This is a genomic window from Micromonospora sp. NPDC006431 (genome assembly GCF_042870725.1).
Taxonomy (GTDB): Bacteria; Actinomycetota; Actinomycetes; order Mycobacteriales; family Micromonosporaceae; genus Micromonospora.
Genome location: NZ_JBIAHQ010000002.1, coordinates 501,921 through 525,273 on the forward strand (window position 1 = coordinate 501,921; position 23,353 = coordinate 525,273).

Sequence of the window (23,353 nt, forward strand, 5' to 3'; positions counted from 1 at the left end):
AGTTGGTCACATGACCGTCCGCTCCGCCCCGCGCGCCCTCGCCGCAGCCACCGCAGCCCTGCTCACCCTTGGCGCCGCCGCCTGCTCGGAGGGCGGTGGCGGTGGGAGCGACCCGGAGCGGGTCGACGTGGTGGCCGCCTTCTACCCCCTCCAGTTCCTCGCCGAGCAGATCGGCGGGGACGCGGTCAAGGTCACCAACCTCACCAAGCCCGGCGCCGAGCCGCACGACCTGGAGCTCAACCCCCGCCAGGTCGGTCAGGTCAGCGACGCGGAGCTGATCGTCTTCCTCGCCGGGTTCCAGCCGGCCGTCGACGAGGCGGTCCAGCAGAACGGCGGTGACCGGGCGTTCGACGTGGCCACCGTGCAGCCGCTGCGTGACGCGGCCGACGGCGGTCACCAGCACGAGGGCGAGTCCGGGCACGCGGAGGAGAGCGGCGGCAAGGACCCGCACGTGTGGCTCGACCCGACCCGGCTGGCCACCATCGGCGACCGGCTGGCCGAGCGGCTCGGCAAGGCCGACCCGGGCCGGGCCGCCGAGTTCACCGCCCGGGCGAAGACCCTGCGCGCCACGCTGGAGAAGCTCGACGCCGACTACGCCGCGGGCCTGCGGACCTGCCCGCGCCGGGAGATCGTGACCAGCCACACCGCGTTCGGCTACCTGACCGCCCGCTACGACCTGGAGCAGGTCGGCATCACCGGCCTCACCCCGGACGCCGAGCCCGCCCCGCAGCGGCTCGCTGAGGTGGCACAGGAGGCCCGGGAGCACGGGGCCACCACCATCTTCTTCGAGACGCTGGTCAGCCCGAAGGTGGCCGAGACGGTCGCCCGCGAGGTCGGCGCGAAGACCGCCGTGCTCGACCCGATTGAGGGCCCGCCGGCCGAGGGCGACTACCTCTCCGCCATGCGGGCCAACCTCCAGACCCTGCGCACCGCCTTGGACTGTTCATGACCGCACCCCTTGTCTTACAGGTCGAGCATGCCGCTGTCGGCTACGACGGCCGCCCCGTGCTGCGGGACGTCTCGCTGGCCGTAGCCGCCGGTGAGGTGGTCGCCGTGCTCGGCGCCAACGGCTCCGGCAAGTCGACCCTGATCCGCGCTGTGCTCGGCCTCGTCCCGCTGAGCACCGGGTCGGTCGCCCTCTTCGGCACTCCGCAACGCCGCTTCCGGCAGTGGCACCGCATCGGGTACGTCCCGCAGCGGCTCGGCGCGGGCAGCGGCGTACCGGCCACGGTGGCCGAGGTGGTCGCGTCGGGCCGGCTGGCCCGCCGGGGCCTGCTGCGCCCACCGGGACGGGCCGACCGGGAGGCGGTCGCCGCGGCGCTGCGCGCGGTCGGGCTCGCCGACCGGGCGGGTGACCCGGTCGCCACCCTCTCCGGCGGCCAGCAGCAGCGCACCCTGATCGCCCGGGCGCTCGCCGGCCGGCCGGAGCTGCTGGTGCTCGACGAGCCGACCGCCGGGGTGGACGCGACCAGCCAGGAGGCGTTCGCCGGGGCGCTGCGCGGTTTCGTCCACGGCGGCGGCACAGTGCTCCTGGTCGCCCACGAGCTGGGGCCGCTGCGCCCGCTGATCAGCCGGGCGGTGGTGGTCCACGAGGGCGGGATCGCCCACGACGGCGCGGTGCCGGAACCGGCCGGCCACCACGCGGACCCCGACCACGAGCACGTGCACCCGCACTGCGACGAGGAGCCCGCCGGGCTGTGGAGCATGTGACATGGACCTCTTCCAGTACGACTTCATGCTGCGCGCCCTGGTCGGCGCGCTGGTCATCGGGCTGGCCGCCCCGGCGCTCGGGATCTACCTGGTGCAGCGGCGGCTGGCGCTGATCGGCGACGGCATCGGCCACGTGGCGCTCACCGGCGTGGGTGCCGGCCTGCTGCTCAACCGCTCCCCCGTGCTGGTGGCGGTGATCACGGCGACGTTGGGCGCGATCGCCATCGAGCTGGTCCGCGCGCGCGGCCGTACCTCCGGGGACCTGGCCCTGGCGCTGCTCTTCTACGGCGGCATCGCCGGCGGCGTGCTGCTGGTCGGGCTCTCCGACGCCAGCAGCGCGTCGCTGAACTCTTACCTCTTCGGGTCGCTGACCACGACGTCGCCGGGCGACCTGATCACCATCCTGGTGCTCGGCGTGGCGATCCTGGTGGCCATGCTGGCGCTGCGCCCGGTGCTCTTCGCGGTCTGCCACGACGAGGAGTACGCCCGCGTCTCCGGCCTGCCGGTCCGGGCGCTCAACCTGCTGCTCGCGGTGACCACCGCGGTGACCGTGACCATCGCCATGCGGGCCGTCGGGGTGCTGCTGATCAGCGCCCTGATGGTGGTGCCGGTGGCCACCGCCCAGCAGGTGACGCGGGGGTTCCGGAGCACCATGACGGCGGCGATGGCGCTGGGGCTCTTCGCGGCCGGGGCCGGGGTCTGGGTGGCCGCCACCGCCGACACCGCGCCCGGCGCCTCGGTGGTGCTGCTGGCCATCGGCTCGTTCCTGGTGGTCGCGCTCGTCGCGGCCGGCTGGCGGGCGCTGCGCCGGCGGGCCCGGCCGGCCGGCGCGCCGGCCGTCGAGCCGCACGAGCACGAGGTGGTGCTGCGGTGAGCCCGTCCGGGCCGGTGCAGCTGGGATTGGTTACCGTTACGGGGTGACCACCACGCACGGATACGACGCCTTCGAGGGTGCGGGTGACCTGCTGCGCGCCCTGTCGGCACCCATCCGGCTGGCGATCGTGAGCGAGTTGGCCCAGGGTGAGCGCTGCGTGCACGAACTGGTGGAGAAGCTCGGCGCCCCGCAGCCGCTGGTCTCCCAGCATCTGCGGGTGCTGCGCGGTGCCGGGGTGGTCCGCGGCTCCCGGCGCGGCCGGGAGATCGCGTACGCCCTGGTGGACGAGCACGTCGCGCACATCGTGGCGGACGCGGTCAGCCACGCCGGGGAGGGGCCGGCATGACCGCGCGGACCACCAGCGCCCGCGCCGACCACCGGGTGGCGGCATGACCGAAGGGGCGCTGAGAAACACCCGCCAGCGGACCGCGGTGAGCGCGCTGCTGGCGGAGGTGGCGGGCTTCCACAGCGCCCAGGACCTGTACGCGATGCTGCGTGAGCGGGGCGAGCGGATCGGCCTCACCACCGTCTACCGGACGTTGCAGGGGCTCGCCGACGCCGGGGAGATCGACGTGATGCGTCCGCCCGGCGGCGAGCACCTCTATCGCCGGTGCAGCGAGGGCCATCACCACCACCTGGTCTGCCGGGCCTGCGGCCGGACGGTGGAGGTGGCCGGGCCGGCGGTGGAGCGCTGGGCGGACCGGGTCGCCGCCGAGCACGGTTACGCCGAGGTCAGCCACACCCTGGAGATCTTCGGCACCTGCCCGGCCTGCGCCGGCTGAGAAATCCGCCCGTGCCGGCACCGTTGAGCCGTGGCACGCTGTCCGGCGTGAAGATCTACGCCGACCGTTTTCCGACCGCCCTCCGCCAGCTCCTCACCGATCTGCTCGTGGTCGTCTGGGTGTACGCGGCGATCCGCTTCGCGCTGTGGCTGCACGACCTGATCGAGAAGCTGGCCGTACCCGGACAGAAGCTGGAGGGGGCCGGCGGAGGCCTCGCCGACAACCTGGCCGACGCCGGCGGCAAGGTCGGCCGGGTCCCGCTGGTCGGCGACGAGCTGACCGCCCCGTTCACCAAGGCCGCCGAGGCCGCCCGCGCGGTCGCCGAGGCCGGCCGCGACCAGCAGGAACTGGTCGGCCAGCTGGCCCTCGGACTGAGCATCGCGGTGCTGGTCTTCCCGCTCGGGCTCGTGCTCTTCGGCTGGCTGCCGCTGCGGGTGCGCTGGATGCGCCGGGCCGGCGCGGCGCAGGCGCTCGCCGCCGCCCCCGGCGGCCGGGACCTGCTGGCGCTGCGCGCGCTCGCCGGCCAGCCGCTCGGTCGGCTGGCCCGGATCGCGCCCGACGCGGCCGAGGCGTGGCGCCGCGGCGACGACGCGACCGTCGACGCGCTCGCCGCACTGGAGCTGCGCAGACTCGGCCTGCGGGCCGGCCGGTAGGGTATTGCGGTGCTGTACTTCCTGATCGCCGTCGCCGTGCTGCTGCTGGCGTACGCGGGCGTCCTGGTGAGCTACGTCCGCAAGGGCCGCAAGATCCCGCCGGCCGCGTACCTGGTGCTGGCCGCGTTGAACGGGCTCATCCTGGCCGGCGTGCTGGCCTGGGCGATCGCCGCCAGCTGACCCGCCACCCGCCGCCGCACCTCGCCCGGGCCGGGCCCCGGGTGCGCGCAGATTCACGGAAAGTGTGGTCTCGCGGGGCGGCGAGGCCACACTTTCCGTGAATCTGACCCATCGCGCGGGTGCGTGGCGCGGTCAGCCGGCGGGTGGGATGCGGCGGCGGACATCCTCGGCGGTGGACGGGCCAGGCTGCCAGCGGGCCACCCAGGGCCGGTCGGCCGGCGGAGTCACGACGCCCTCCTCCAGGGCGGCGTACCGGCCGGCGAGGATCCGCTTCGCGGCCGCCACGTCAACCGAGTCGGTGTTGGACCACAGCCCGGTGAACAGCTCGTCGACACGCAGCCGGGCCTGCCGGCAGAACAGGTCGGCCAGCTCGACGTGCTCCGGGTGCTCCGCCCGCTCGGCAGTGGCCCGTACGCAGACCGCGGCCATCGCGAACAGCTCCGCGCCGATGTCCACCACCCGGCCGAGGAACGCCTGCTTGCGCTCCATCTTCCCCTGCCAGCGGGACATCGCGTAGAAGGTGGCGCGGGCCAGCTTGCGGGAGGCACGCTCGACGTGTCGCAGGTGGCCGGCGAGCGGGCCGAACTCGGCGTACGCCCGGGGTGCCTGGCCCCGGCCGACGGCGAGGGTGGGCAGCCACTTCGCGTAGAAGACGCCGGCCCGGGCACCCGCCTTCGCCTTGCGGCCCAGCCCGGCGTCGGGGTCGATGATGTCGCCGGCCACCGAGAGGTGCGCGTCGACCGCCTCGCGGGCGATCAACAGGTGCATGATCTCGGTGGAGCCCTCGAAGATCCGGTTGATCCGCAGGTCGCGCAGCAACTGCTCGACCGCGGCCGGCCGTTCGCCCCGGGCGGCCAGGGACTCGGCCGTCTCGTAGCCGCGGCCACCCCGGATCTGGATCAGCTCGTCGGCGATCTTCCAGGCCATCTCGCTGGCGTAGAGCTTCACCAGCGCCGCCTCGATCCGGATGTCGTTGCGGTCGTCGTCGGCGAGCAGGCAGCAGAGGTCGAGCATGCTCTCCATGCCGTACGTGGTGGCGGCGATGAAGGCCAGTTTCTTGGCCACCGCCTCGTGCTCGCCGACCGGCCGGCCCCACTGGACCCGGTCGGCGGCCCACTCCCGGGCCACGTTCAGCGACCACTTGCCGGCGCCGACGCACATGGCCGGCAGCGACAGCCGCCCGGTGTTCAGCGTGGTCAGGGCGATCTTCAGGCCCTTGCCCTCGCCGCCGATCACGTTCTCCTTCGGCACGAACACGTCGTGGAACCGGGTGAGGCTGTTCTCCAGGCCGCGCAGGCCCACGAAGGCGTTGCGCCGCTCGACCGTGATGCCCTCGCTGTCGCCCTCCACCACGAAGGCGGTGATGCCGCCGCGCCGCCCCTCGGCCGCCGGCACCCGGGCCATCACCACCAGCAGGGTGGCGACCGTGCCGTTGGTGGCCCACAGCTTCACCCCGTTGAGCCGGTAACCCGTACCGTCCTCGGTCGGTTCGGCGGTGGTCGCCAGCCGCGCCGGGTCGGAGCCGACGTCCGGCTCGGTGAGCAGGAACGCGGACACCTCACCGGCGGCCAGCCGGGGCAGGAAGCGCTGCTTCTGCTCGGGGGTGCCGAACATCTTCAGCGGCTGCGGCACGCCGATCGACTGGTGCGCGGAGAGCAGCGCGCTGATCGCCGGGTTGACCGAGCCGGCCCGCATCAGCGCCCGGCAGTAGTGCAGGTTGCTCAGCCCGAGGCCGCCGTACTTCCGGTCGATCTTCATGCCGAAGGCGCCCAGCCGGGCCAGCCCGTGGAACACCTCGTCCGGGATGCGCGCGTCCCGCTCGATCGCCGCACCGTCCACCTCGGCGTCCAGGTACGCCCCGAACGCGCCGAGGAACTCCTCGGCCCGCGCCACGTCCTCCGGCTTCGCGTGCGGCCACGGACTGATCAGGTCGAGGCGGAACCGGCCGAGGAAGAGTTCCTTGCCGAAGCTGGGCCGGTCCCAGGCCGCTTCGCGGGCCGCCTCCGCGACCTCGCGGGCCTCCTTCTCGGAGACCTGGCCGGCCTCGGTGGGCAGCGGCCCCACCCCGTCCACCCGGTCGCCGGCGGCGGCCGGCGGATCGGTGTCGTCGATCGGGGCCACCCGGCCGGTCGGGCCGCCGGGGCCGGCGGGATCGGGTCGGCTGTTCTGTGTCGTGGTCACGGCTGCCTCCTGGAGACCTCGGTCCGGCTGCGTCGACGTGCGCGACGAAAACGACGCTACCCCCGGTTGTTACCCAGGGGTAGCGTTCGGTGCACGTCCGATTTGGCGGGATCGGCGCGGTCAGTCGCCGGGCATCACCCGCAGGTTGTCGTCCTCGTCGTCGATGTCGTCGCCCCAGTTGCGCCGGGCGGCGAGCGGCAGGACCAGCCAGAAGGTCAGGAACCACGCCCCGGTGACCGCGGTCAGCACCAGGGCCGCCAGCCGACCCAGCACGAAGTCGGTGATCAGCAGGACCGCACTGACCATCGAGATCAGCATGAAGGCCAGGCCGCCGATGGCCACCCGGTGGGCGAACCGGACCAGCTCCGGCTTGCGGCCCTGCCGGAACAGCGCCCGGTGGAAGGCGACCGGCGAGATGATCATCGCGGTGGCTGCGGCGGCGGCCAGCAAAGCGACGATGTAGGTGTCCTTCTGGAAGTTGGTGGTCCGGGTGAAACCGCTGCTGAACGGCAGGGTGAGCAGGAAGGCGAAGAGGATCTGCACGCCGGTCTGCGCCACCCGCAGCTCCTGGAGCAGGTCGGCGAAGTTGCGCTGCCACCGCTGCTTCTCGGTTTCCTTGGACACGCGCTACCTCCAGGGATGACGGTACTGCCGGCGGAAGCATCCGTCGGCAGTACCGCCGGTGCCCGGTCCGCACCGTCGCGAAACCGGTTCACCATGCCGCCCCGCGTTCACGACTGCGGGACTCACGATGCCTCCTCAGTTCGCGACTGCGGGGCTCGCAAACCCGGCTCACTCCTCGCGCTCACGCCCCCCGGCGGATCCGGCCCGCGTACCGGGCCTCCAGCTCGGCGTTGTGCTCGTCGCCGCCGGTGATGTTCGCCGACAGGTAGACCGGGGGCCGCTCCCCCGCCGCCAGCAGCCGGGCCACCACCTCCGCCACGAGCTGCTGCGCCAGCAGTGCGGCCGTGATCGAGGAGACCGCACCGACCGCGCCACCGCCGGGCAGCGGCAGGGTGGCGTCGCCGTACGGGGCGCCGTTGTCGAGCACCACGTCGGCGAAGTCGGCGAGCTTGCGCCCGGACGGGTGGCGCGAGGTCATCCGGGCGGAGTGCGCCGCCGAGGTGATCGCGATCAGCGCGTGCCCGCGTTCCTTGACGATGGACGCGAACTCCACCATCGCGCCGTTCACGCCGGAGTTGGAGGCGAGCACGAAGACGTCCTGCGGGCGGATCGGGGCCAGCTCGTAGAGGCGGTGCGCCACCTCGGGCTCGCGTTCCAGCTTCGGGCCGAGCACGTCGGCCGGCTCGCCCCCGTACAGGACCAGGTCGCGCAGGGCGATCCGGTTGGTGGGGACCAGCCCACCGGCCCGGCCGGCGATCTCCATCGCCAGCGCCTCCGAGTGGCCGGTGCCGAACGCGTGGACCACCCCGTCGGCGCGCAGCGACTCGGCGATCAGGTCGGCGCCGCGCGCCACCCCGTCCCGCTGGCCGGCGGCCACCCGGCCGATCGTCTCGGTCACCACCGCCAGGTACGCCTCGGCGCTCACCGTCATGATTCCTCCGTCCGTCGGTTCCGGGCCAGCCAGTCCACCGCGAAGTCGACCGCCACCCGCTGCCTCATCAACCGGCCCGTCCCGTCGCCGACCGGCCCGAGCCGTACCGCTCCGGTGGCCTCCAGCTCGGTGCCGAGCCGGGCGAAGCCGTCGTCGTCCAGGCGGATGTCGTCCCACCACACCCACGCCCGGCCGCCGTCGCCGGTCAGCGCGGCCGCGCCGCAGCGCTGCCGGGGCGGCGCCGGCTGCCGGTACTCGGCCAGGTGCAGCGACGTGTTGCTGTCGTGCTCCACCCCGAGCAGCAGCACGTCGGCGTCCAGCTCGTAGAGGCGGGCCAGCGGGGAGCCCTCGCCGAGCATGTCGGCCAGCGCGTGGTCGGCGACGACCCGGTCGGCCGCCGGTCCCAGCGCGGCGAACGAGACGTGCGGGTGGTCGCTGCGCCGCGCGCCGGGCCAGGTGCGGACCAGCTCGGCGAGGGCGCCCATGAACCGGCTCGGCGTGACCGCCGGGTCGAAGCCGGGCAGCTCGTCCCGGATCACCGGCCAGCAGTCGGCCGGCACCGGCGGGTTGGTCCAGCCCGCGGGGTCGCTGTTGTCCGACGTGTGGGTGGGCACCACGAGGGTCCCGGCCGGGCCGAGCACGTCGCGCAGGGCGAGCACCACCGCCTCCGGGCCGCCGCAGAGGAAGCCCAGCGGGCGCAGGGACGCGTGCACCAGGACGGTCCCGCCGGGGCGTACGCCGATGGCGCGGAACTGGGCGGCGAGCGACGCGCGGGTGTGCGGCCGGGCCGGTGCGGCACCGGCGATCATCGGCCCACCCGGGCGAGGATCGCGGCGGCCAGCGGGGCGGGCGCTTCGTCCGGGATCCAGTGCGTGACGCCGGGCAGCTCGACGAAGCGGTAGTCGCCGGTCACATGGGGTGCGCAGGCCGCGGCGGCGGCACGGCCGATCGCGATGTCCCGGTCGCTCCACACGAAGGTGGTCGGCACGCCGACCGGCCCGACGGCCTTCAGGTCCGCCCCGGTCATCGCCCGGTACCAGTTCAGCGCGGCGGTCAGCGCGCCCGGCTCGCACATCGGGTCGGCGTAGCGGGCCACCTGCGCGGGATCGCCCACCCCGCCGAGCATCCGGCGCAGCGCGACGGCGTTGAGGGCGAGCAGCACGCGCTCCGCCTTGCCGGGCTTGCGGAACAGGGTGATGTAGGCGGAGCGGGCCTTCTGTCGCGGGTCGGTGGCGAGCGCGTGGGCCATCGCCGCCGGGTGCGGCACCGAGACCGCGGTGAGGCTGCGGACCCGCTCCGGGTGCACCGCCGCCAGGCTCCAGGCCACGATCGCGCCCCAGTCGTGCCCGACCACGTGCGCGGCCTTGACGCCGAGCGCGTCGAGCACCCCCGCCGCGTCCGCCGGCAGCTCCGGGATCCGGTACGCCTCGACCGCCGCCGGCCGGGCACCCGGCGAGTAGCCCCGCTGGTCGAGCGCGTACGTGCGCAGCCCGGCCGCGTGCAGCAGGGGCACCACCTCGTCCCACTCGCCGCCGTGCTGCGGGAAGCCGTGCAGCAGCAGGACCGGGGCGCCGTCCTCGGGGCCGCCGGTGCGTACCTCGAACGTCAGACCTCGCGCGTCCACCCGCATGATCGGCAGCCTACCCAGCCGGACCGGCACCGCTCGCCCTGCTGTGCCGGCGGCGGGCACCGGTGCTAGCGTCTGCCGCAGACAACTTCACATCCGACAGGGGAGCGCACAGCGCTGAGAGTGCGGGCCGGTGCCCGCAGACCCTCGAACCTGATCTGGGTAATGCCAGCGCAGGGAGTTCGGTCGACCTCCAGCCGCGCCGCCGTCCGGGCATCCGGACGCGGCGTGCGTCTTCTCCTGGTTCACCCTCGACGAACTGGGAGCAACCATGACTCACCCAACCGCCAACCGGTGGCGCACCATCGACATCGTCATCGCCTCGGTGCTCGGGGTGGCGTTCGGCGTCATCTTCTGGGCGTGGGGCCTGCTCTGGAACGGGCCGGCGGACGCCATCCCGCTGCCCGGCCGGGCGGCGCTGTACGGCGTGTGGCTGGTGCCGGCCGTGCTCGGCGCGCTGATCGTCCGCAAGCCCGGCGCCGCGTTCTTCACGCTGACCTTCGCCGCGCTGGTGTCGGTCGCGCTCGGCAGCAGTTGGGGCTGGACCCTGGTGGTGCAGGGCCCGCTGGAGGCGGCGGCGGGCGAACTGGCCTTCGCGCTCTTCGGTTACCGCACCTACCGGCTCCCGGTCTCGCTGCTGGCCGCCACCCTGGCCGGCCTCGCCGCCGCGATCTACGACGTCTTCGTCTGGTACCCGGACACCGCGTGGGGCAGCTTCCGGCTGCCGTACATCCTCATCACCGCCGTCAGCGCACTGGTCGTGGCCGGCCTCGGCGGCGTCGCGCTGACCCGCGCCCTGGCGAACACCGGCGTCCTCGACCGCTTCCCCGCCGGCCGCGAACGCGCCGCCGTCTGACCGCCCGATCCGATCATGTTGATCATGAGGTTGACGGCGATGTGGATCTCTGAAGGTGCCGCCAACCTCATGATCGACGGGGTGGGCCGGGGTGGGGCGGGGACGGGTGGGAGGGGTGTGGGTGTGAGTGGGGTGGTGTTGCGGGGGTTCGGGTGGCGGCATGCGGGGCGGAAGGGGTGGGCCGTCCGCGGGGTGGACCTGCGCGTCGAGCGCGGGGAGCGGGTGCTGCTGCTGGGGGCGTCCGGGGCGGGCAAGAGCACCCTGCTGGCGGCGCTCGCCGGGCTGCTGCCCGAGGACTCCGGCGAGCAGGAGGGCACCGTCGAGATCGACGGGCTCGACCCGCGCAAGGCCCGGGAACGGGTCGGCATCGTCTTCCAGGACCCGGAGACCCAGCTGGTGATGGCCCGCTGCGGCGACGACGTCGCGTTCGGGCTGGAGAACCGGGGCGTACCCGCCGAGGAGATCTGGCCCCGGGTGGACGAGGCACTGCGCCGGGTCGGCTTCCCGTACCACCGGGACCGGCCCACCGCGGCGCTCTCCGGCGGCGAGCAGCAGCGGCTCGCCCTCGCCGGGGTGCTCGCCCCGCGGCCCGGGCTGCTGCTGCTCGACGAGCCCACCGCCAACCTCGACCCGGCCGGCGCCGCGCTGGTCCGGCAGGCCGTCGCGGACGCGCTCGACGCGGACACCACGCTGATCCTGGTCGAGCACCGGGTCGCCGAGGCGCTGCCGCTGGTCGACCGGGTGGTGGTGCTGGAGGCCGGCGGCGGGGTGCGGGCCGACGGGCCGCCCGACACGGTCTTTTCCGCGCACGGCGACGCGCTCGCCGCCGCCGGGGTCTGGGTGCCGGGTCGCACCGTGCCGCCCCGGCACGCCACCGCGCCGCCGGGCGACCGGCTGCTCACCGCCGACCGGCTCGGCCTGCCGCCCCGGCTGGCCCCCGTCGACCTCGAGGTACGCGCCGGCGAGGCGCTCGCCGTCCTCGGCCCGAACGGCGCCGGCAAGTCCACCCTGGCCCTGCTCCTCGGCGGCCTGCTCCGCCCCGGCACCGGTACGACCACCGCCACCACCGCCCTGGCCGGGCAGGACGCCGGCACTCCCCCGCACCGCTGGCGCGCGCCCCTGCTGGCCCGGCGGATCGGCTCGGTCTTCCAGGACCCGGAGCACCAGTTCGTCACCGGCACCGTCTACGACGAGCTGGCGCTCGGCCCGCGCCGGACCGGCGAGCCCGAGGCGGCGGTACGGGCCACCGTGGACGGGCTGCTGGACCGGCTGCGGCTGGCCCGGCTGGCCGGGACCAACCCGTACACCCTCTCGGGTGGGGAGGCGCGGCGGCTGAGCGTGGCGACCGCCCTGGCCACCGCACCGCACCTGCTGATCTGCGACGAGCCCACCTTCGGCCAGGACCGGCGGACCTGGTCGGAACTGGTCGACCTCTTCGCCGAGCTGCGCGACGCCGGCCACGGCATCGTCGCGGTCACCCACGACCCGGACTTCGTCGCCGCGCTCGCCGACCGCACCGTCGCCCTGGACCGCCGATGACCGCCACCGTCCCGAACCGTAGCGGGGAGCGCGCATGATCAGCGTGGCACCGATGGCCCGGCCCGGCGCGCCGATGGCCCGCCGCAACCCGGTGGCGAAGCTGGCCGCCGCGCTGGTCTTCTCGTTGCTCCTCATCGCCACCCTGGACCCGGTGACCCCGGCGATCGCCATCGCCATCGAACTGGTGGTGCTGCCGCTGTTCGGCATCCGCTACCGGATGCTGGCCCGGCGGGCCTGGCCGCTGCTGGCCAGCGCCGGCGGCATCCTGGTCACCCTGGTGCTCTTCGCCGCCGACCGGTCCGGCCGGGTGCTGGTCGAGGCCGGCCCGATCCTGGTGACCGAAGGGGTGCTGCTCACCGCGCTCGGCCTGGTCCTGCGAATGCTCGCGGTGGCGCTGCCCGGGGTGATCGTCTTCGCCACCACCGACCCGACCGACCTGGCCGACGCGTTGATCCAGAACGCGAAGGCCCCGGCCCGGTTCGCCATCGGCGCGCTGGCTGCGTTCCGGCTGGTACCGCTGCTCGAACAGGAGTGGCGGATGATCAGCATGGCCCGGCGGGCCCGCGGCGTGGACGCCGGCCGCAACCCGGTCGCCAAGGTGCGGCTCTTCGTGTCGACGGCGTTCGCCCTGCTGGTCGGGGCGATCCGCCGGGGCACCCGACTGGCGGTCGCGATGGACGCCCGCGGCTTCGACGCCGGCATCCCGCGTACGGTCGCCCGGCGGCAGCGCTTCACCCGGGCGGACGGGCTGCTGGTCGCCGGCGCGGCGGTGCTGGCCGGCGCGGCGCTCGCGGTCAGCGTCGCGCTCGACACGTTCCGCCCCCTGATTGGCTGACCACGTCCGCTACCGCCGGAGCTGCGCCACGCCGCTCTGGTACGCCAGCACGACCGCCTGCACCCGGTCCCGCACTCCGAGCTTGGCAAAGATGCGGTTCACGTGCGTCTTCACGGTCGCCTCGCCGACGAAGAGTTGGCCGGCGATCTCCTGGTTGGACAGGCCGAGAGCCATCATCCGCAACACCTCGGTCTCCCGGGCGGTCAGCTCCGCCAGGCCCGGGTGGCCGGCCACCGACGCCGTCGCGGTGTAGTGGTCGATCAGGCGCCGGGTGATCGACGGGGAGAGCAGGGCGTCGCCGCGGGCCGCCGTCCGCACCGCCTCGGCCAGTTCCCCAGGCGGAGTGGTCTTGAGCATGAAGCCGGAGGCGCCGGCGCGCAGCGCCCGGTACACATACTCGTCGAGATCGAAGGTGGTCAGCATGATGATCCGGGTCTCGCCACGCGCGGCCAGGATCCGCTCGGTCGCGGCGATCCCGTCCGTGGGCGCCATGTGGATGTCCATCAGCACCACGTCGGGTGCGAACCGGTTCGCGAGCTGGATGGCTTCCTCACCGTCGGCCGCATCGGCGACGACCTCGAGGTCGGGTTGCGCGGTGAGGATCAGCCGGAGGCCGCCCCGCACCAACGCCTCGTCGTCGGCGATGAGAACCCGGGTCATTCGATGACTCCCGTCGTGGTGAGCGTGCCGACCGACGCCTCGGCGTCGAAGGGCAGCTCGACGCGTACGTCGAAGCCGCCCTGCGGGCGCGGGCCGGCGGTGACCGTGCCGCCGAACAGCTCCACCCGCTCGCGGATGCCGGTCAAGCCGTGCCCGGTGCCGGCGCTCCGCCGGGCCCGGCCGGTGCCGTCGTCGGTCACCTCCAGCCGGAGGGCGTCGCCGGTCACCTCGATCGAGACGCGGACCGCCGCGCCCGCCGCGTGCCGGGCGGCGTTGGTCAGCGCCTCCTGGAGGATCCGGTACCCGCTGACATCGGCGGCGGCCGGGATCATGTCGAGGTCGCCTGTGACATCCACGTCGACCTGCCCGCCGGCGAGGCGTACCCCGGCGGTCAACGGTTCGAGCCGGCGTAGCGAGGGCAGCGCCTCCGGGGCCGGCTCGGCGCCGCGGAGGATGACGAGTAGCCGGCGCAGCTCGGTGACCACCTCACGCCCGACATCCTGCACGGCGTCGAGGGACGTGCGGGCCTGCGCCGCGTCCGAGTCGAGCACAGCCTGCGCCGCGGCGGCCTGCAGCACCATCACCGAGACCCCGTGCGAGACGATGTCGTGCAGTTCCCGGGCCACCCGCAGCCGCTCGTCCGTCCGGGCGGCGGCCTCCCGCTCGGCGGCCAGCGCCACCAGCCGGGCCGCCTGCGCCCGCCGCATCCGCACGGCGTAACCGGGGCCGAGCACGGCGAGCCCGACGAACAGGATGAACACCCAGTCGGAGTCGCCGGCCACCGCGTTCTCGATCCCGAGCGGGAGAAAATAGCTGACCGCGGCGACCGTGAAGGCAGCCCGGCCGCCCACGGCGACACAGCCGAAGGCCGCGGCGAGCAACGCCAGCAGTGGCACCACCGGCCACTCCGGCAGGACCGGCGTGAAGCTCTGCGCGGTGAAGCAGGTGCCGGCGAGGACGGCCGCCGCCCGGGGGTACGCCGTGCAGCCGGCCACCGCGAGGCAGTAGCCGACCAGCAGCACGGTCAGGACGGCGAGCCAACCGGCGGAGAGCGTGGCGAGGTCCGGACCCTCCCCCTCCACGTAGCCCGCCAGCGGGACGTAGAGCTCGGCCAGGCCGAACGCGAGTAACGCGGCACCGGCGAGCGAGGTGGCCACCTCGCGCCACCGGGCCTGGACGGCGGGGGTGGCTGACATGCCGGAAGGGTAGCGACGGCGGCCGCCCTTCCGCGTCCACCCACGGGTGTAGCGAGGGCGGCCGGAGCTCCACCCGCGGATCAACTTCCGCGCCGACGACCCGGCCCCGGTGCTGCTCCTAGCGTCCCTGCCACGACTTCGGAAGGAGACACTGATGGACGACAGCACCGGGCGGCGGCGGAGCCGGCGGCTCACGGCGGGCGCTCTGCTCACCGGCGGCGTAATGTACGGCGCCGCGAACGCCTTCTACTGGGTGATGTTCCCTGACGACGTGGCCGACACCGCCGACAACGTCACGGTGGCCGCCGGGCACCTGGGCGCCTGGCGGGTGGAGACCGTCCTGTTCGCCCTGGCCCACCTGCTGCTGCTGCCGGCGATGCTCGGGCTGGCCGCTACCCTGGGCCGGCGCAAGCCGGTGGTGGCCACCGTCGGCGGCGCGGCGAGCCTTCTCGGGCTCTACTTCTCCACCGTCCACCTGTGGCAGTACAACGCCTTCTTCGGGGCCCTGGCCGGCGGCGGCGTCGAAGCCGACACCGCTCGGCCGGTGACCACCGCCATCGACGGGGACCCGTTCGTGATGGCCTCGTTCGCGGTGTGGCTGCTCGGCTGGCTGGTCGGCCTCCTGGTGCTCGCCTTCGGCGCCTGGCGCGCCCGGCTGGTGGCGCTCTGGGTGCCGCTGGTCCTCACCGCCGGACAGGTGCTGGACCTGGTCGGCACCGGCGTCCCGGTCAAGGTGGCGGTGAGCGTGCTGATGGTGGCCGGCTTCGTCGGCCTGGCCCTCGGCGTCGAGCGGTCGCGTGCCGCCGAGGCGCCGACCGGGACGGCGACCCCGGCGACCGCTGCGGCCTGAGCCGCGGGAGCGGGGCGGGACGGCTTGTGCCGCCCCGCCCCGGACCGGCCGGTGCGGGCCGCTTGTCACCGCCGCTTCGGCGAACTCGCGGCATCCGGGCAGCCGGGACACCGCAACATCGGCGAGGTGGCGGTGACATGTGGCCCGCCCGGGCCTCAGCTCCGCCGGAAGGCGTAGAACCGGGTCTGGCCGGCGCGTTGGCTGCGCCCGGCGGCACGGGGCGCCCGGCCGACCGGCGGGCCGGCCTTCGGCGCTGGCGGGGTGTCGGCCCGACCCGGCAGGGCCACCGGTGCCGGGGGCGCCACCGCCAGCGCGTCGAGGTCCGGTGGGGTCACGTCCACCAGGGACGGCGTCGACGCGGGCTTACGGGATTTCTTCGGACTGCGCTTGGCGGGCATACGCTGCCTCCTGACTGTCGGGGCGCCGGGTGGGCGCGGCGAGCGGGCAAGCCCCGGCAGGTCCGACAGGAAAGCCACCGCGACAACGGCGGTGCGGATGCGGACGCCCGGAGCGGGACGGATCCGCGGCGCGAACGGCGGCGGACCAGGGCTCGGAAGAAGGGCGTCAGTTACGCATGACGGCATGCTAACCGACCGTCGCCGCACCGTGCACCCGATTTACCGGCACGCTCGGCGTCACCGACGCGATGACCGCGAAGGTCGCCCACGTGGAGGCCCGCCTCGCGGAGGGCTGAGGACGGACCGCGACCGGGTCCTCACCCGCGGTCGGCGTCCCCGCCCGCGCTCGCATCGACCGCGATACCGTCGCAGGACGGGCAGCCCGACGAGAGGTGGCGGTACGCATGGCAGAGCAGGCGACGGCGCAGATCGGCGTGACCGGCCTGGCGGTGATGGGCCGCAACCTGGCCCGGAACCTGGCCCGCAACGGCTTCACCGTGGCGGTCCACAACCGCTCGCCGCAGCGCACCCGCAGCCTGATCGCCGAGCACGGCGACGAGGGCCGGTTCGTGCCGGCGGAGTCGCTGGCCGACTTCGTCGCCTCGCTGGAGCGCCCGCGCGCCGTGATCGTCATGGTGAAGGCGGGCGCGCCGACCGACGCGGTGATCGACGAGCTGGTTCCCCTGCTCGAGGCGGGGGACATCGTCGTCGACTGCGGCAACGCCCACTTCGCCGACACCCGGCGGCGGGAGGAGGCGCTGCGCGGGCACGGGCTGCACTTCGTCGGCACCGGCGTCTCCGGCGGCGAGGAGGGCGCGCTGCACGGCCCGAGCATCATGCCGGGCGGCTCGGCCGAGTCCTACCGGAAGCTCGGTCCGATCTTCGAGAAGATCTCCGCGCACGTGGACGGCACCCCGTGCTGCCGGCACATCGGCCCGGACGGCGCCGGCCACTTCGTCAAGATGGTCCACAACGGCATCGAGTACGCCGACATGCAGCTCATCGCCGAGGCGTACGACCTGCTGCGGGCGGGCCTGTCGGCGAGCCCGGCGGAGATCGCGGAGATCTTCCGCGAGTGGAACACGGGCGAGCTGGAGTCGTTCCTCATCGAGATCACCGCCGACGTGCTGGCGCACACCGACGCGGCGAGCGGCCGGGCCTTCGTCGACGTGGTGCTCGACCAGGCCGAGCAGAAGGGCACCGGGCGGTGGACCGTGCAGAGCGCGCTCGACCTCGGCGTCCCGATCACCGGCATCGCCGAGGCCACCTTCGCCCGGTCGCTGTCCGGCCACGCCGACCAGCGGGCCGCCGCCCGCCGGGCCTTCCCCGACGCGGGCGCAAAGTGGTCGGTCGACGACGGGGAGACCTTCGTCGAGGACGTCCGGCGCGCGCTGCTGGCCAGCAAGATCGTCGCGTACGCGCAGGGCTTCGACCACATCCGGGCCGGCAGCCGGGAGTACGACTGGGGCATCGACCTGGGCGGCACCGCGACCATCTGGCGGGGCGGCTGCATCATCCGGGCCCGCTTCCTGGACCGGATCCGGGAGGCGTACGACGGGCAGCCGGAGCTGTCGACGCTGCTGGTGGCGCCGTGGTTCGCCGACCGGGTCAGCGCCGGGATCCCGGCCTGGCGGCGGGTGGTGGCCGACGCGGCCCGGGCGGGCGTGCCGACCCCGGCCTTCTCGTCGTCGCTGGCCTGGTTCGACGCCCTGCGCGCGGAACGGCTGCCGGCGGCGCTGATCCAGGGGCTGCGGGACAACTTCGGGGCGCACACCTACCACCGGGTGGATCGGGACGGCACGTTCCACACCCTGTGGGCCGGGAACCGCTCCGAAGTGGCGGCCTGAGCGCAGCCTGATCCACTCGATGTGCCGCAGGTCGCGTTCGTCGCTCGAGACACCGCGGCATGCCGCCTCCCGTGGCGTCGCTCACCAGGCCCGTTCAGCGGCGTCCGACGACGGCTCCAGGTCGCCGCGCGGCGCCAAACGCGCCGAGCTGGAGTCGTCGGCAGGAGTCGGCGCCCAGTCCGCGGCCGGTTCGCCCTGTGCCAGCTCGGCGATCTCGCCGGAGCGGACGGCCGGCGTGTGCCCGAGCTCGGCGCAGTACCGCTCGGCGACGCCGGCGCAGAGGTCCGCGACCCGTTCCCGGTGCGCGGCGTCAACCAGGCCCGCGCCGGCCAGCGCGGCCGTCATCTCGTACCGGAGATCCCGCATGCCCACCCCCGTGGCCGGACGCGACCGGGCGGCGCGCCCTCGCGCCGATGGTATGCGCCGAGGCCGCGCCGCCCACCGGAAACGCGTCGACGCCGCCCGGGTGGGGGACGGCGTCGACGTTGGTCGTCACCAGAACCGACGACGCCGCGTTTTCTGCGGCCGCAGCAGGTCGGCGCCTCTGGTGAGGAGTCGGCTCACTCCGGTCGGGCCGCGACGGGCCTCCAGGGAGTGGCTCAGCCGGCGTGCACCGGCCGCCGCCAGCGGCACGGCGACCGCCATGAGTGCCCACTGGGCGATCCGCTTCTGCAGCATGTTGGTTCACCTCCGCGATCGGCTGCTGTCCGGTTGGTACCCCATCGGCCGCGGCGGTAAGCGTGAGCTCAGACTGCGGGGGCGACCGGGTTGGGCAAGGCGCCGCCGAACCGGCGGTCCCGCTGCGCGTAGAGCTCGCAGGCGTACCAGAGGTGGCGCCGGTCGAAGTCCGGCCAGAGGGTGTCGAGGAACACCAGCTCGGCGTACGCGCTCTGCCAGAGCAGGAAGTTGGAGGTGCGCTGCTCCCCGGAGGGACGCAGGAAGAGGTCCACCTCGGGGACTTCGGGGTGGTAGAGGTACTTCGCGACGGTCTTCTCGTTGACCTTGCCCGGGTCGAGCCGGCCGGCGGCCACGTCACGGGCGATCGCGGCGGCGGCGTCGGCGATCTCCGCCTGGCCGCCGTAGTTGACGCAGAACTGCAGGGTCAGCGTCGAGTTGCCCCGGGACATCTCCTCGGCGGTCTGCAGCTCGGAAATGACGCTCTTCCAGAGTCGCCCGGCCCGGCCCGACCAGACCACCCGGACGCCCAGGTCGACGAGCTGGTCCCGGCGGCGGCGGATGACGTCCCGGTTGAAACCCATCAGGAAGCGGACCTCGTCCGGTGAGCGCCGCCAGTTCTCGGTGGAGAACGCGTACGCCGACAGGTAGGGGATGCCCAGCTCGATCGCACCCTCGATGGTGTCGAAGAGGCTGTATTCCCCCTGCTCGTGACCCTTGGTCCGGGTCAGCCCGCGCTCCTTGGCCCAGCGGCCGTTGCCGTCCATGACGATGGCGACGTGCTTCGGCAGGGCCTCCGTCGGCAGCGCCGGCGGCCGGGCCCCGGACGGGTGTGGAGTCGGTGGCACCGGCTCGCGCCGGACGGCCCTCATCGATCGGATCACTCGGTCTTCTCCCTGTTCACACCAGCGGCGGCGGGCCCGACGCCGCTGGCCGGCGGGACCGCGCCCGGCCCCGTGCCGCTCGGCGGTGGGACCGTGCCGGACGCCGGGGCACCCCGGTCGACCAGCGGCAGCGAGCGTAGCGCGCGCTCCAGGTGCCACTGGAGGTGCGCCGCGACCAGGCCACTGCACTCCCGGCGTACGCCGGTCTCGGTGGCGTCGGCGTACGCCCAGTCGCCGGTGGTCAGCGCGGACATCAGCGCGATGGTGGCCGGGGCGGGGTGTGCGGCGCCGGGCGGCCGGCAGTCCGGGCAGACCGCTCCCCCGGCCGGCACGGAGAACGCGCGGTGCCGCCCCGGGGTGCCGCAGACGGCGCAGGCGGCCAGCGCCGGCGCCCAGCCGGCGAACGCCATCCCGCGCAGCAGGTAGGCATCCAGCACCAGGGTGGTGGCGTGCTCGCCACCGGCCAGTGAGCGCAGCGCGCCGAGGGTGAGCTGGAACAACCGCAGCGACGGCTCCCGCTCGACCGGGGTGAGCCGTTCCGCGGTCTCGGCGATCGCGCTGGCCGCCGTGTAGCGCGGGTAGTCGCCGAGGAACCGTTTGCCGTAGAGGTCGATCCCCTCGACCTGGCTGACGGTGTGCAGCGAGCTGCCCAGGTTGCCCGTGGGGTCGCCGGCGAGCTGGAGGTCCACGTGCCCGAACGGCTCCAGCCGGGCGCCGAACCGGCTGCTGGTGCGCCGGACGCCCCGGGCCACCGCGCGCAGCCGGCCGTGCCGGCGGGTGAGCAGGGTGATGATCCGGTCGGACTCGCCCAGCTTCTGCACGCGCAGCACCACCGCGTCGTCGCGGTAGAGCTGTCGGCGGTACCCGGCCATCGGGTCATTCTCCCTCGGGGTGCGATCTCAGGGTCGGTTCGGGGTGGATCGGCGGTCGAACCCGGATGTGCCGCCCCTGAAGTCGCCCGTAGCGTGCTGACCATGGCTGTGCACCGGACCGTCGCCGCCGCCGCGGCGGCCTCCCTGATCCTCCTCTGCGGGTGTGACACCATCTCGTTCCGCCGGCTCGACTACGACAACACCGAGGCGGTGAAGATCACCCGGATCACCGTGGAGCCGGGCTCGGGCGACGTCACCGTCCGCGCCGCCGGCTCCGCCCCCCAGGTACGCATCAAGCGGGTGGTCCGCTACCAGGGCGGGCAGCCGGACACACGATACGAGATCAACGGCGACGAACTGGTGCTGCGCACCGAATGCGGCCCCCGCTGCAGCGTCTCCTGGGAGATCTCCGCCCCGGAGGGCGTGGCGGTACGCGGCGAGACCGGCTCCGGGGACGTCGAGCTGAGCCGGGTCGGCGCGGTGGAGTTCACGCTCGGCTCGGGCAACGTCTCGGTCCGCGGGGCAACCGGCGACGTCCGCGCCGAGACCGGCTCCGGGAACATCGACGTGATCGACGCGGCCGGTGCGGTGCGGCTGCGCGCCGCCTCCGGCGACATCACCGCGCAGCGGCTCGCCGCCGGGGTGGACGCCGAGACGTCCTCCGGCAACGTGACGGCCGAGCTGGCCCAGCCGGCGTCGGCCCGAGTGCACGCCGCCAGCGGCGACGTCGAGCTGACCGTGCCGGACGGCCGGTACCGGGTGCGGACCAGCACCGGCTCGGGCGACCGGGACCTCGGCGTGGTCGACGACCCGGGCGCCGCCCTGCTGCTGGACGCCAGCACCGGCAGCGGCAACGTGACGATCACCCGACGCTGAGCCACCCCGAGGACCCTCGGCGCGACGGTCAGCCGGCGCCGAGTTCGGTGCCGGACCGGTCGCCGGCGCGCCGGGGCTCGGGAACCCGGCGCGGGGCGGTCGGGCGGGCCACCCCGGCCGCCGCCAGCTCGCTCTCCGCTCCGGCGGGCGCGGGGCTGGCCGGCACGGCGGCCGCCCGCTCGGCCAGGGCCGGCCGGGGCCGGCCGGGGACCAGCTCCGGCGTACGCCGGGCCGCCACGTCCTCGACCCAGCCGACCAGCAGGGTGACCACGCCGACCAGCGCGAACACCAGCACCACCCGGATCGCCAGGCCGAGCGGGTCGCGCGGGGTCCAGCCGACCAGACCGACCAGCGGGGTGAGCGCCACCACGAACGGCATGTGCCACAGGTAGACGGTCAGCGCCCGACGGTTCAGCACGGTGACCGCCCGGCTCAGCAGGGGGACGCGGTCGACCCAGGCCGCCTCGGCCGGGGCGCGGCCGATCGCCACCAGGATGAACGCCGCCGACCAGAGCGCGTTGCCGAGGTGGATGTCGTTCAGGTCGTAGCCGCGCGGGCCGGGGTGGGTGAAGATCCAGCCCAGGCCGGCGGCGCCGAGGGCGAGCGCCACGGGCACCAGGACCCGGTTGCTCATCCGGCGCAGCATGCCCTCGTGGTGGGCGAAGCCCAGCAGCCAGGCGCCGAAGTACAGGCCGAACTCGCGCAGCACGCCCGGCGCGTCCGGGTAGACGCCCATCTCGATCAGCACGAGCAGCGCGTACGGGGCGAGCAGGGTGGGTAGCGGCGCCCGGCGGAACAGCCACAACGCGAGCGGCGAGGCCAGCACGAACCACAGGTAGTCCCGGAGATACCAGATGGGGCTCAGGGCCAGGCCACCCCAGTAGTTGGCCGGCGGGTCGCTGACCGGGAAGAGCCAGAGCAGCACCTTCGGGCTGAACGGCAGCCCGCTGAGCAGCATGGCCGGCACGAAGACCAGGGCGAGCACCCAGAGCGACGGCAGCAGGCGACGCAGCCGCCGCGCCACGGCCGGCGCGCCGGTCCGGTCCAGCGAGGCCGCCATCAGCGAGCCGGCGAGCGCGAACATCACCGACATCGCCGGGAAGATCAGCGTCAGGGTCGCCGATCCGATCACGTGGTAGACGACGACTCGCACGATGGCCAGGAAGCGGAGCAGGTCCAGGTATCGGTTTCGCATAAGCCTGCATCTATGTCCGGGGGCTGGGGATCAACCTCTCCCTACCCTCTGACCTGAGGCGGCGAAACGGCGAGGCGCCGGGACCAAAAGTGAAACATCCCATAAAGGCGACCGATCCGGACCAGCCGTCGAGGACCGGTCACCAGGCCCTAAAAAGCCGCACCGGCGGCGCCGGAAAGATCCGGGCCGCCGGTCGGACGTCCGTTTCAGAAGCCGAGCTTGCGCAGCTGCTTCGGGTCGCGCTGCCAGTCCTTGGCGACCCGGACGTGCAGGTCCAGATAGACCCGGGCGCCGAGCAGCTCCTCGATCTGCCGGCGCGCGGTGGTGCCGACCTCCTTGAGCCGGCTGCCCCGGTGACCGATCATGATCGCCTTCTGGCTCGATCGCTCGACGTACACGTCGGCGTAGATCTTGGTGAGCCGACCCTCCGCGATCATCTCCTCCACCACGACGGCGATGGAGTGCGGCAGCTCGTCCCGTACGCCTTCCAGCGCCGCCTCACGGATCAGCTCGGCGACGAGCACCTGCTCGGGGTCGTCGGTGAGCATGTCGTCCGGGTAGAGCTGCGGCGACTCGGGCAGGTAGCCGGTCATCACGTCGACCAGGGTGTCCACCTGGTGGCCGGAGACCGCGCTCACCGGCACCACGTCGGCGAAGTCGGCCAGCTCGCTGACCGCGAGGAGCTGCTCGGCGAGCCGCCCGCGGTCCACCAGGTCGGTCTTGGTGACCACGGCCAGCACGGTCGCCTTGAGGCTGGCCAGCTCACCGGTGATGAACCGGTCGCCCCGGCCGATCGGCTCGTTGGCCGGGATGCACAGGCCGATCACGTCGACCTCGCTCCAGGTCTCCCGGACCAGGTCGTTCAGCCGCTCGCCGAGCAGCGTACGGGGGCGGTGCAGGCCCGGGGTGTCGACCAGCACGAGCTGCGACTCCGGGCGGTGCAGGACGGCCCGGATGACGTGCCGGGTGGTCTGCGGCTTGCTCGAGGTGATCGCGATCTTGGTGCCGACGATCGCGTTGGTCAGCGTCGACTTGCCGGCGTTCGGCCGCCCGACGAAACAGGCGAAACCCGCCCGGTACGGACGCGGCTCCTCCGGGTCCGGCACCC

27 protein-coding genes and 1 riboswitch are annotated in these 23,353 nt (G+C 74.1%); of the genes, 13 read left to right on the forward strand and 14 right to left on the reverse strand.

Features of this window, described 5'->3' with window-relative positions:
* The first annotated feature begins 10 nt into the window (after nt 1–10).
* From ACFYM6_RS05855 to ACFYM6_RS05885, 7 genes are read left to right on the forward strand one after another with little or no spacing between them, the layout of a single operon-like run.
* Entirely contained in the window at nt 11–949 is a 939-nt protein-coding gene (locus tag ACFYM6_RS05855) for a metal ABC transporter substrate-binding protein (protein ID WP_387272628.1), read from the forward strand.
* Nucleotides 946–1,710, forward strand: coding sequence for a metal ABC transporter ATP-binding protein (locus tag ACFYM6_RS05860; RefSeq protein WP_387272630.1), 765 nt, complete (start codon nt 946–948; stop codon nt 1,708–1,710). The genes ACFYM6_RS05855 and ACFYM6_RS05860 overlap by 4 nt, the downstream gene beginning before the upstream one ends.
* Before the next feature lies 1 nt (nt 1,711).
* Nucleotides 1,712–2,584, forward strand: a complete 873-nt coding sequence (locus tag ACFYM6_RS05865; RefSeq protein ID WP_387272632.1) for a metal ABC transporter permease — start codon at nt 1,712–1,714, stop codon at nt 2,582–2,584.
* Between the two features lie 43 nt (nt 2,585–2,627).
* A complete protein-coding gene (locus ACFYM6_RS05870) occupies nt 2,628–2,930 on the forward strand; it encodes a metalloregulator ArsR/SmtB family transcription factor (protein WP_073839383.1) in 303 nt (100 codons plus the stop codon).
* A 43-nt stretch (nt 2,931–2,973) separates the two neighbouring features.
* Nucleotides 2,974–3,366 carry a Fur family transcriptional regulator gene (locus ACFYM6_RS05875; protein ID WP_387272634.1) on the forward strand — a complete coding sequence of 131 codons (393 nt, stop codon included), beginning with the start codon at nt 2,974–2,976 and terminating at the stop codon, nt 3,364–3,366.
* 47 nt (nt 3,367–3,413) lie between these two features.
* Nucleotides 3,414–4,019, forward strand: a complete 606-nt coding sequence (locus ACFYM6_RS05880; protein ID WP_387272636.1) for a hypothetical protein — start codon at nt 3,414–3,416, stop codon at nt 4,017–4,019.
* A 9-nt stretch (nt 4,020–4,028) separates the two neighbouring features.
* The gene (locus tag ACFYM6_RS05885; RefSeq protein ID WP_357443870.1) at nt 4,029–4,199 is read left to right on the forward strand and encodes a hypothetical protein; all 171 of its coding nucleotides are present in this window, start codon (nt 4,029–4,031) and stop codon (nt 4,197–4,199) included.
* Between the two features lie 132 nt (nt 4,200–4,331).
* Here the strand turns inward: ACFYM6_RS05885 and ACFYM6_RS05890 are convergent, their stop codons facing one another.
* The 5 genes from ACFYM6_RS05890 to ACFYM6_RS05910 all read right to left on the reverse strand — a co-directional run bounded on the left by ACFYM6_RS05890 (nt 4,332) and on the right by ACFYM6_RS05910 (nt 9,565).
* On the reverse strand, nt 4,332–6,380 hold the full coding sequence (locus tag ACFYM6_RS05890; RefSeq protein WP_387272638.1) for an acyl-CoA dehydrogenase family protein: 2,049 nt from the start codon (nt 6,378–6,380) through the stop codon (nt 4,332–4,334).
* A 120-nt stretch (nt 6,381–6,500) separates the two neighbouring features.
* Nucleotides 6,501–7,004: a DUF6328 family protein gene (locus ACFYM6_RS05895; protein ID WP_387272640.1), complete on the reverse strand. Its 504-nt coding sequence runs from the start codon at nt 7,002–7,004 to the stop codon at nt 6,501–6,503.
* Nucleotides 7,005–7,185: 181 nt separating this feature from the next.
* Entirely contained in the window at nt 7,186–7,935 is a 750-nt protein-coding gene (locus tag ACFYM6_RS05900; protein ID WP_357443874.1) for an SIS domain-containing protein, read from the reverse strand.
* Nucleotides 7,932–8,744, reverse strand: coding sequence for an aminoglycoside N(3)-acetyltransferase (locus ACFYM6_RS05905; protein ID WP_387272642.1), 813 nt, complete (start codon nt 8,742–8,744; stop codon nt 7,932–7,934). Before ACFYM6_RS05905 ends, ACFYM6_RS05900 begins: the two co-directional genes overlap by 4 nt.
* Complete coding sequence (locus ACFYM6_RS05910; RefSeq protein WP_387272644.1) at nt 8,741–9,565, reverse strand: alpha/beta fold hydrolase; 825 nt, start codon at nt 9,563–9,565, stop codon at nt 8,741–8,743. Before ACFYM6_RS05910 ends, ACFYM6_RS05905 begins: the two co-directional genes overlap by 4 nt.
* Before the next feature lie 88 nt (nt 9,566–9,653).
* Nucleotides 9,654–9,760: riboswitch (TPP riboswitch) on the forward strand.
* Nucleotides 9,761–9,833: 73 nt separating this feature from the next.
* Between ACFYM6_RS05910 and ACFYM6_RS05915 the strand changes: the two genes are divergently transcribed.
* The 3 genes from ACFYM6_RS05915 (at nt 9,834) to ACFYM6_RS05925 (ending at nt 12,792) form a co-directional block, all read left to right on the forward strand.
* Nucleotides 9,834–10,418, forward strand: coding sequence for an ECF transporter S component (locus ACFYM6_RS05915; RefSeq protein WP_387272646.1), 585 nt, complete (start codon nt 9,834–9,836; stop codon nt 10,416–10,418).
* A 123-nt stretch (nt 10,419–10,541) separates the two neighbouring features.
* Nucleotides 10,542–11,957 (forward strand): ABC transporter ATP-binding protein, encoded by a 1,416-nt coding sequence (locus ACFYM6_RS05920; protein WP_387272816.1) that lies wholly within the window; start codon nt 10,542–10,544, stop codon nt 11,955–11,957.
* Nucleotides 11,958–11,991: 34 nt separating this feature from the next.
* Nucleotides 11,992–12,792, forward strand: a complete 801-nt coding sequence (locus ACFYM6_RS05925) for an energy-coupling factor transporter transmembrane component T family protein (RefSeq protein ID WP_387272648.1) — start codon at nt 11,992–11,994, stop codon at nt 12,790–12,792.
* Between the two features lie 9 nt (nt 12,793–12,801).
* Here the strand turns inward: ACFYM6_RS05925 and ACFYM6_RS05930 are convergent, their stop codons facing one another.
* Both ACFYM6_RS05930 and ACFYM6_RS05935 read right to left on the reverse strand, forming a co-directional pair.
* Nucleotides 12,802–13,452 carry a response regulator gene (locus ACFYM6_RS05930; protein ID WP_387272650.1) on the reverse strand — a complete coding sequence of 217 codons (651 nt, stop codon included), beginning with the start codon at nt 13,450–13,452 and terminating at the stop codon, nt 12,802–12,804.
* Nucleotides 13,449–14,648, reverse strand: coding sequence for a sensor histidine kinase (locus tag ACFYM6_RS05935; protein ID WP_387272652.1), 1,200 nt, complete (start codon nt 14,646–14,648; stop codon nt 13,449–13,451). Before ACFYM6_RS05935 ends, ACFYM6_RS05930 begins: the two co-directional genes overlap by 4 nt.
* 154 nt (nt 14,649–14,802) lie before the next feature.
* Here ACFYM6_RS05935 and ACFYM6_RS05940 point away from each other — a divergent pair, with 154 nt between their 5' ends.
* Entirely contained in the window at nt 14,803–15,498 is a 696-nt protein-coding gene (locus ACFYM6_RS05940) for a hypothetical protein (protein ID WP_387272654.1), read from the forward strand.
* A gap of 155 nt (nt 15,499–15,653) precedes the next feature.
* Here the strand turns inward: ACFYM6_RS05940 and ACFYM6_RS05945 are convergent, their stop codons facing one another.
* The gene (locus ACFYM6_RS05945) at nt 15,654–15,896 is read right to left on the reverse strand and encodes a hypothetical protein (protein ID WP_387272656.1); all 243 of its coding nucleotides are present in this window, start codon (nt 15,894–15,896) and stop codon (nt 15,654–15,656) included.
* 404 nt (nt 15,897–16,300) lie between these two features.
* Here ACFYM6_RS05945 and gndA point away from each other — a divergent pair, with 404 nt between their 5' ends.
* Nucleotides 16,301–17,743: an NADP-dependent phosphogluconate dehydrogenase gene (gndA, locus tag ACFYM6_RS05950; protein ID WP_387272658.1), complete on the forward strand. Its 1,443-nt coding sequence runs from the start codon at nt 16,301–16,303 to the stop codon at nt 17,741–17,743.
* Nucleotides 17,744–17,824: 81 nt separating this feature from the next.
* Here the strand turns inward: gndA and ACFYM6_RS05955 are convergent, their stop codons facing one another.
* From ACFYM6_RS05955 to recO, 4 genes are all read right to left on the reverse strand, one after another.
* Nucleotides 17,825–18,109 carry a thioredoxin reductase gene (locus ACFYM6_RS05955; protein ID WP_387272660.1) on the reverse strand — a complete coding sequence of 95 codons (285 nt, stop codon included), beginning with the start codon at nt 18,107–18,109 and terminating at the stop codon, nt 17,825–17,827.
* Between the two features lie 126 nt (nt 18,110–18,235).
* Nucleotides 18,236–18,421, reverse strand: coding sequence for a hypothetical protein (locus tag ACFYM6_RS05960; RefSeq protein WP_387272662.1), 186 nt, complete (start codon nt 18,419–18,421; stop codon nt 18,236–18,238).
* Between the two features lie 68 nt (nt 18,422–18,489).
* On the reverse strand, nt 18,490–19,290 hold the full coding sequence (locus ACFYM6_RS05965) for an isoprenyl transferase (RefSeq protein ID WP_387272664.1): 801 nt from the start codon (nt 19,288–19,290) through the stop codon (nt 18,490–18,492).
* Between the two features lie 8 nt (nt 19,291–19,298).
* Nucleotides 19,299–20,174 carry a DNA repair protein RecO gene (gene recO, locus ACFYM6_RS05970; RefSeq protein ID WP_387272666.1) on the reverse strand — a complete coding sequence of 292 codons (876 nt, stop codon included), beginning with the start codon at nt 20,172–20,174 and terminating at the stop codon, nt 19,299–19,301.
* A gap of 102 nt (nt 20,175–20,276) precedes the next feature.
* Here recO and ACFYM6_RS05975 point away from each other — a divergent pair, with 102 nt between their 5' ends.
* Nucleotides 20,277–21,050 carry a DUF4097 domain-containing protein gene (locus ACFYM6_RS05975; protein ID WP_387272668.1) on the forward strand — a complete coding sequence of 258 codons (774 nt, stop codon included), beginning with the start codon at nt 20,277–20,279 and terminating at the stop codon, nt 21,048–21,050.
* A 28-nt stretch (nt 21,051–21,078) separates the two neighbouring features.
* Here ACFYM6_RS05975 and ACFYM6_RS05980 read toward each other — a convergent pair whose 3' ends face one another.
* On the reverse strand, nt 21,079–22,245 hold the full coding sequence (locus ACFYM6_RS05980) for an acyltransferase (protein ID WP_387272670.1): 1,167 nt from the start codon (nt 22,243–22,245) through the stop codon (nt 21,079–21,081).
* 206 nt (nt 22,246–22,451) lie between these two features.
* A complete protein-coding gene (gene era, locus ACFYM6_RS05985; RefSeq protein ID WP_387272818.1) occupies nt 22,452–23,351 on the reverse strand; it encodes a GTPase Era in 900 nt (299 codons plus the stop codon).
* Between the last annotated feature and the right edge of the window lie 2 nt (nt 23,352–23,353).

What these genes read in the sequence shown, in the direction of transcription:
- ACFYM6_RS05945 (WP_387272656.1), bottom strand. Translation starts at nt 15,896, where the DNA reads ATGCCCGCCAAGCGCAGTCCGAAGAAATCCCGTAAGCCCGCGTCGACG.
- ACFYM6_RS05925 (WP_387272648.1), top strand. Translation starts at nt 11,992, where the DNA reads ATGATCAGCGTGGCACCGATGGCCCGGCCCGGCGCGCCGATGGCCCGC.
- ACFYM6_RS05865 (WP_387272632.1), top strand. Translation starts at nt 1,712, where the DNA reads ATGGACCTCTTCCAGTACGACTTCATGCTGCGCGCCCTGGTCGGCGCG.
- ACFYM6_RS05940 (WP_387272654.1), top strand. Translation starts at nt 14,803, where the DNA reads ATGGACGACAGCACCGGGCGGCGGCGGAGCCGGCGGCTCACGGCGGGC.
- ACFYM6_RS05910 (WP_387272644.1), bottom strand. Translation starts at nt 9,565, where the DNA reads ATGCGGGTGGACGCGCGAGGTCTGACGTTCGAGGTACGCACCGGCGGC.
- ACFYM6_RS05855 (WP_387272628.1), top strand. Translation starts at nt 11, where the DNA reads ATGACCGTCCGCTCCGCCCCGCGCGCCCTCGCCGCAGCCACCGCAGCC.
- ACFYM6_RS05875 (WP_387272634.1), top strand. Translation starts at nt 2,974, where the DNA reads ATGACCGAAGGGGCGCTGAGAAACACCCGCCAGCGGACCGCGGTGAGC.
- recO (WP_387272666.1), bottom strand. Translation starts at nt 20,174, where the DNA reads ATGGCCGGGTACCGCCGACAGCTCTACCGCGACGACGCGGTGGTGCTG.
- ACFYM6_RS05980 (WP_387272670.1), bottom strand. Translation starts at nt 22,245, where the DNA reads ATGCGAAACCGATACCTGGACCTGCTCCGCTTCCTGGCCATCGTGCGA.
- ACFYM6_RS05955 (WP_387272660.1), bottom strand. Translation starts at nt 18,109, where the DNA reads ATGCGGGATCTCCGGTACGAGATGACGGCCGCGCTGGCCGGCGCGGGC.
- ACFYM6_RS05960 (WP_387272662.1), bottom strand. Translation starts at nt 18,421, where the DNA reads ATGCTGCAGAAGCGGATCGCCCAGTGGGCACTCATGGCGGTCGCCGTG.
- ACFYM6_RS05915 (WP_387272646.1), top strand. Translation starts at nt 9,834, where the DNA reads ATGACTCACCCAACCGCCAACCGGTGGCGCACCATCGACATCGTCATC.
- ACFYM6_RS05975 (WP_387272668.1), top strand. Translation starts at nt 20,277, where the DNA reads ATGGCTGTGCACCGGACCGTCGCCGCCGCCGCGGCGGCCTCCCTGATC.
- ACFYM6_RS05965 (WP_387272664.1), bottom strand. Translation starts at nt 19,290, where the DNA reads ATGAGGGCCGTCCGGCGCGAGCCGGTGCCACCGACTCCACACCCGTCC.
- ACFYM6_RS05935 (WP_387272652.1), bottom strand. Translation starts at nt 14,648, where the DNA reads ATGTCAGCCACCCCCGCCGTCCAGGCCCGGTGGCGCGAGGTGGCCACC.
- ACFYM6_RS05860 (WP_387272630.1), top strand. Translation starts at nt 946, where the DNA reads ATGACCGCACCCCTTGTCTTACAGGTCGAGCATGCCGCTGTCGGCTAC.
- gndA (WP_387272658.1), top strand. Translation starts at nt 16,301, where the DNA reads ATGGCAGAGCAGGCGACGGCGCAGATCGGCGTGACCGGCCTGGCGGTG.
- ACFYM6_RS05905 (WP_387272642.1), bottom strand. Translation starts at nt 8,744, where the DNA reads ATGATCGCCGGTGCCGCACCGGCCCGGCCGCACACCCGCGCGTCGCTC.
- ACFYM6_RS05930 (WP_387272650.1), bottom strand. Translation starts at nt 13,452, where the DNA reads ATGACCCGGGTTCTCATCGCCGACGACGAGGCGTTGGTGCGGGGCGGC.
- ACFYM6_RS05900 (WP_357443874.1), bottom strand. Translation starts at nt 7,935, where the DNA reads ATGACGGTGAGCGCCGAGGCGTACCTGGCGGTGGTGACCGAGACGATC.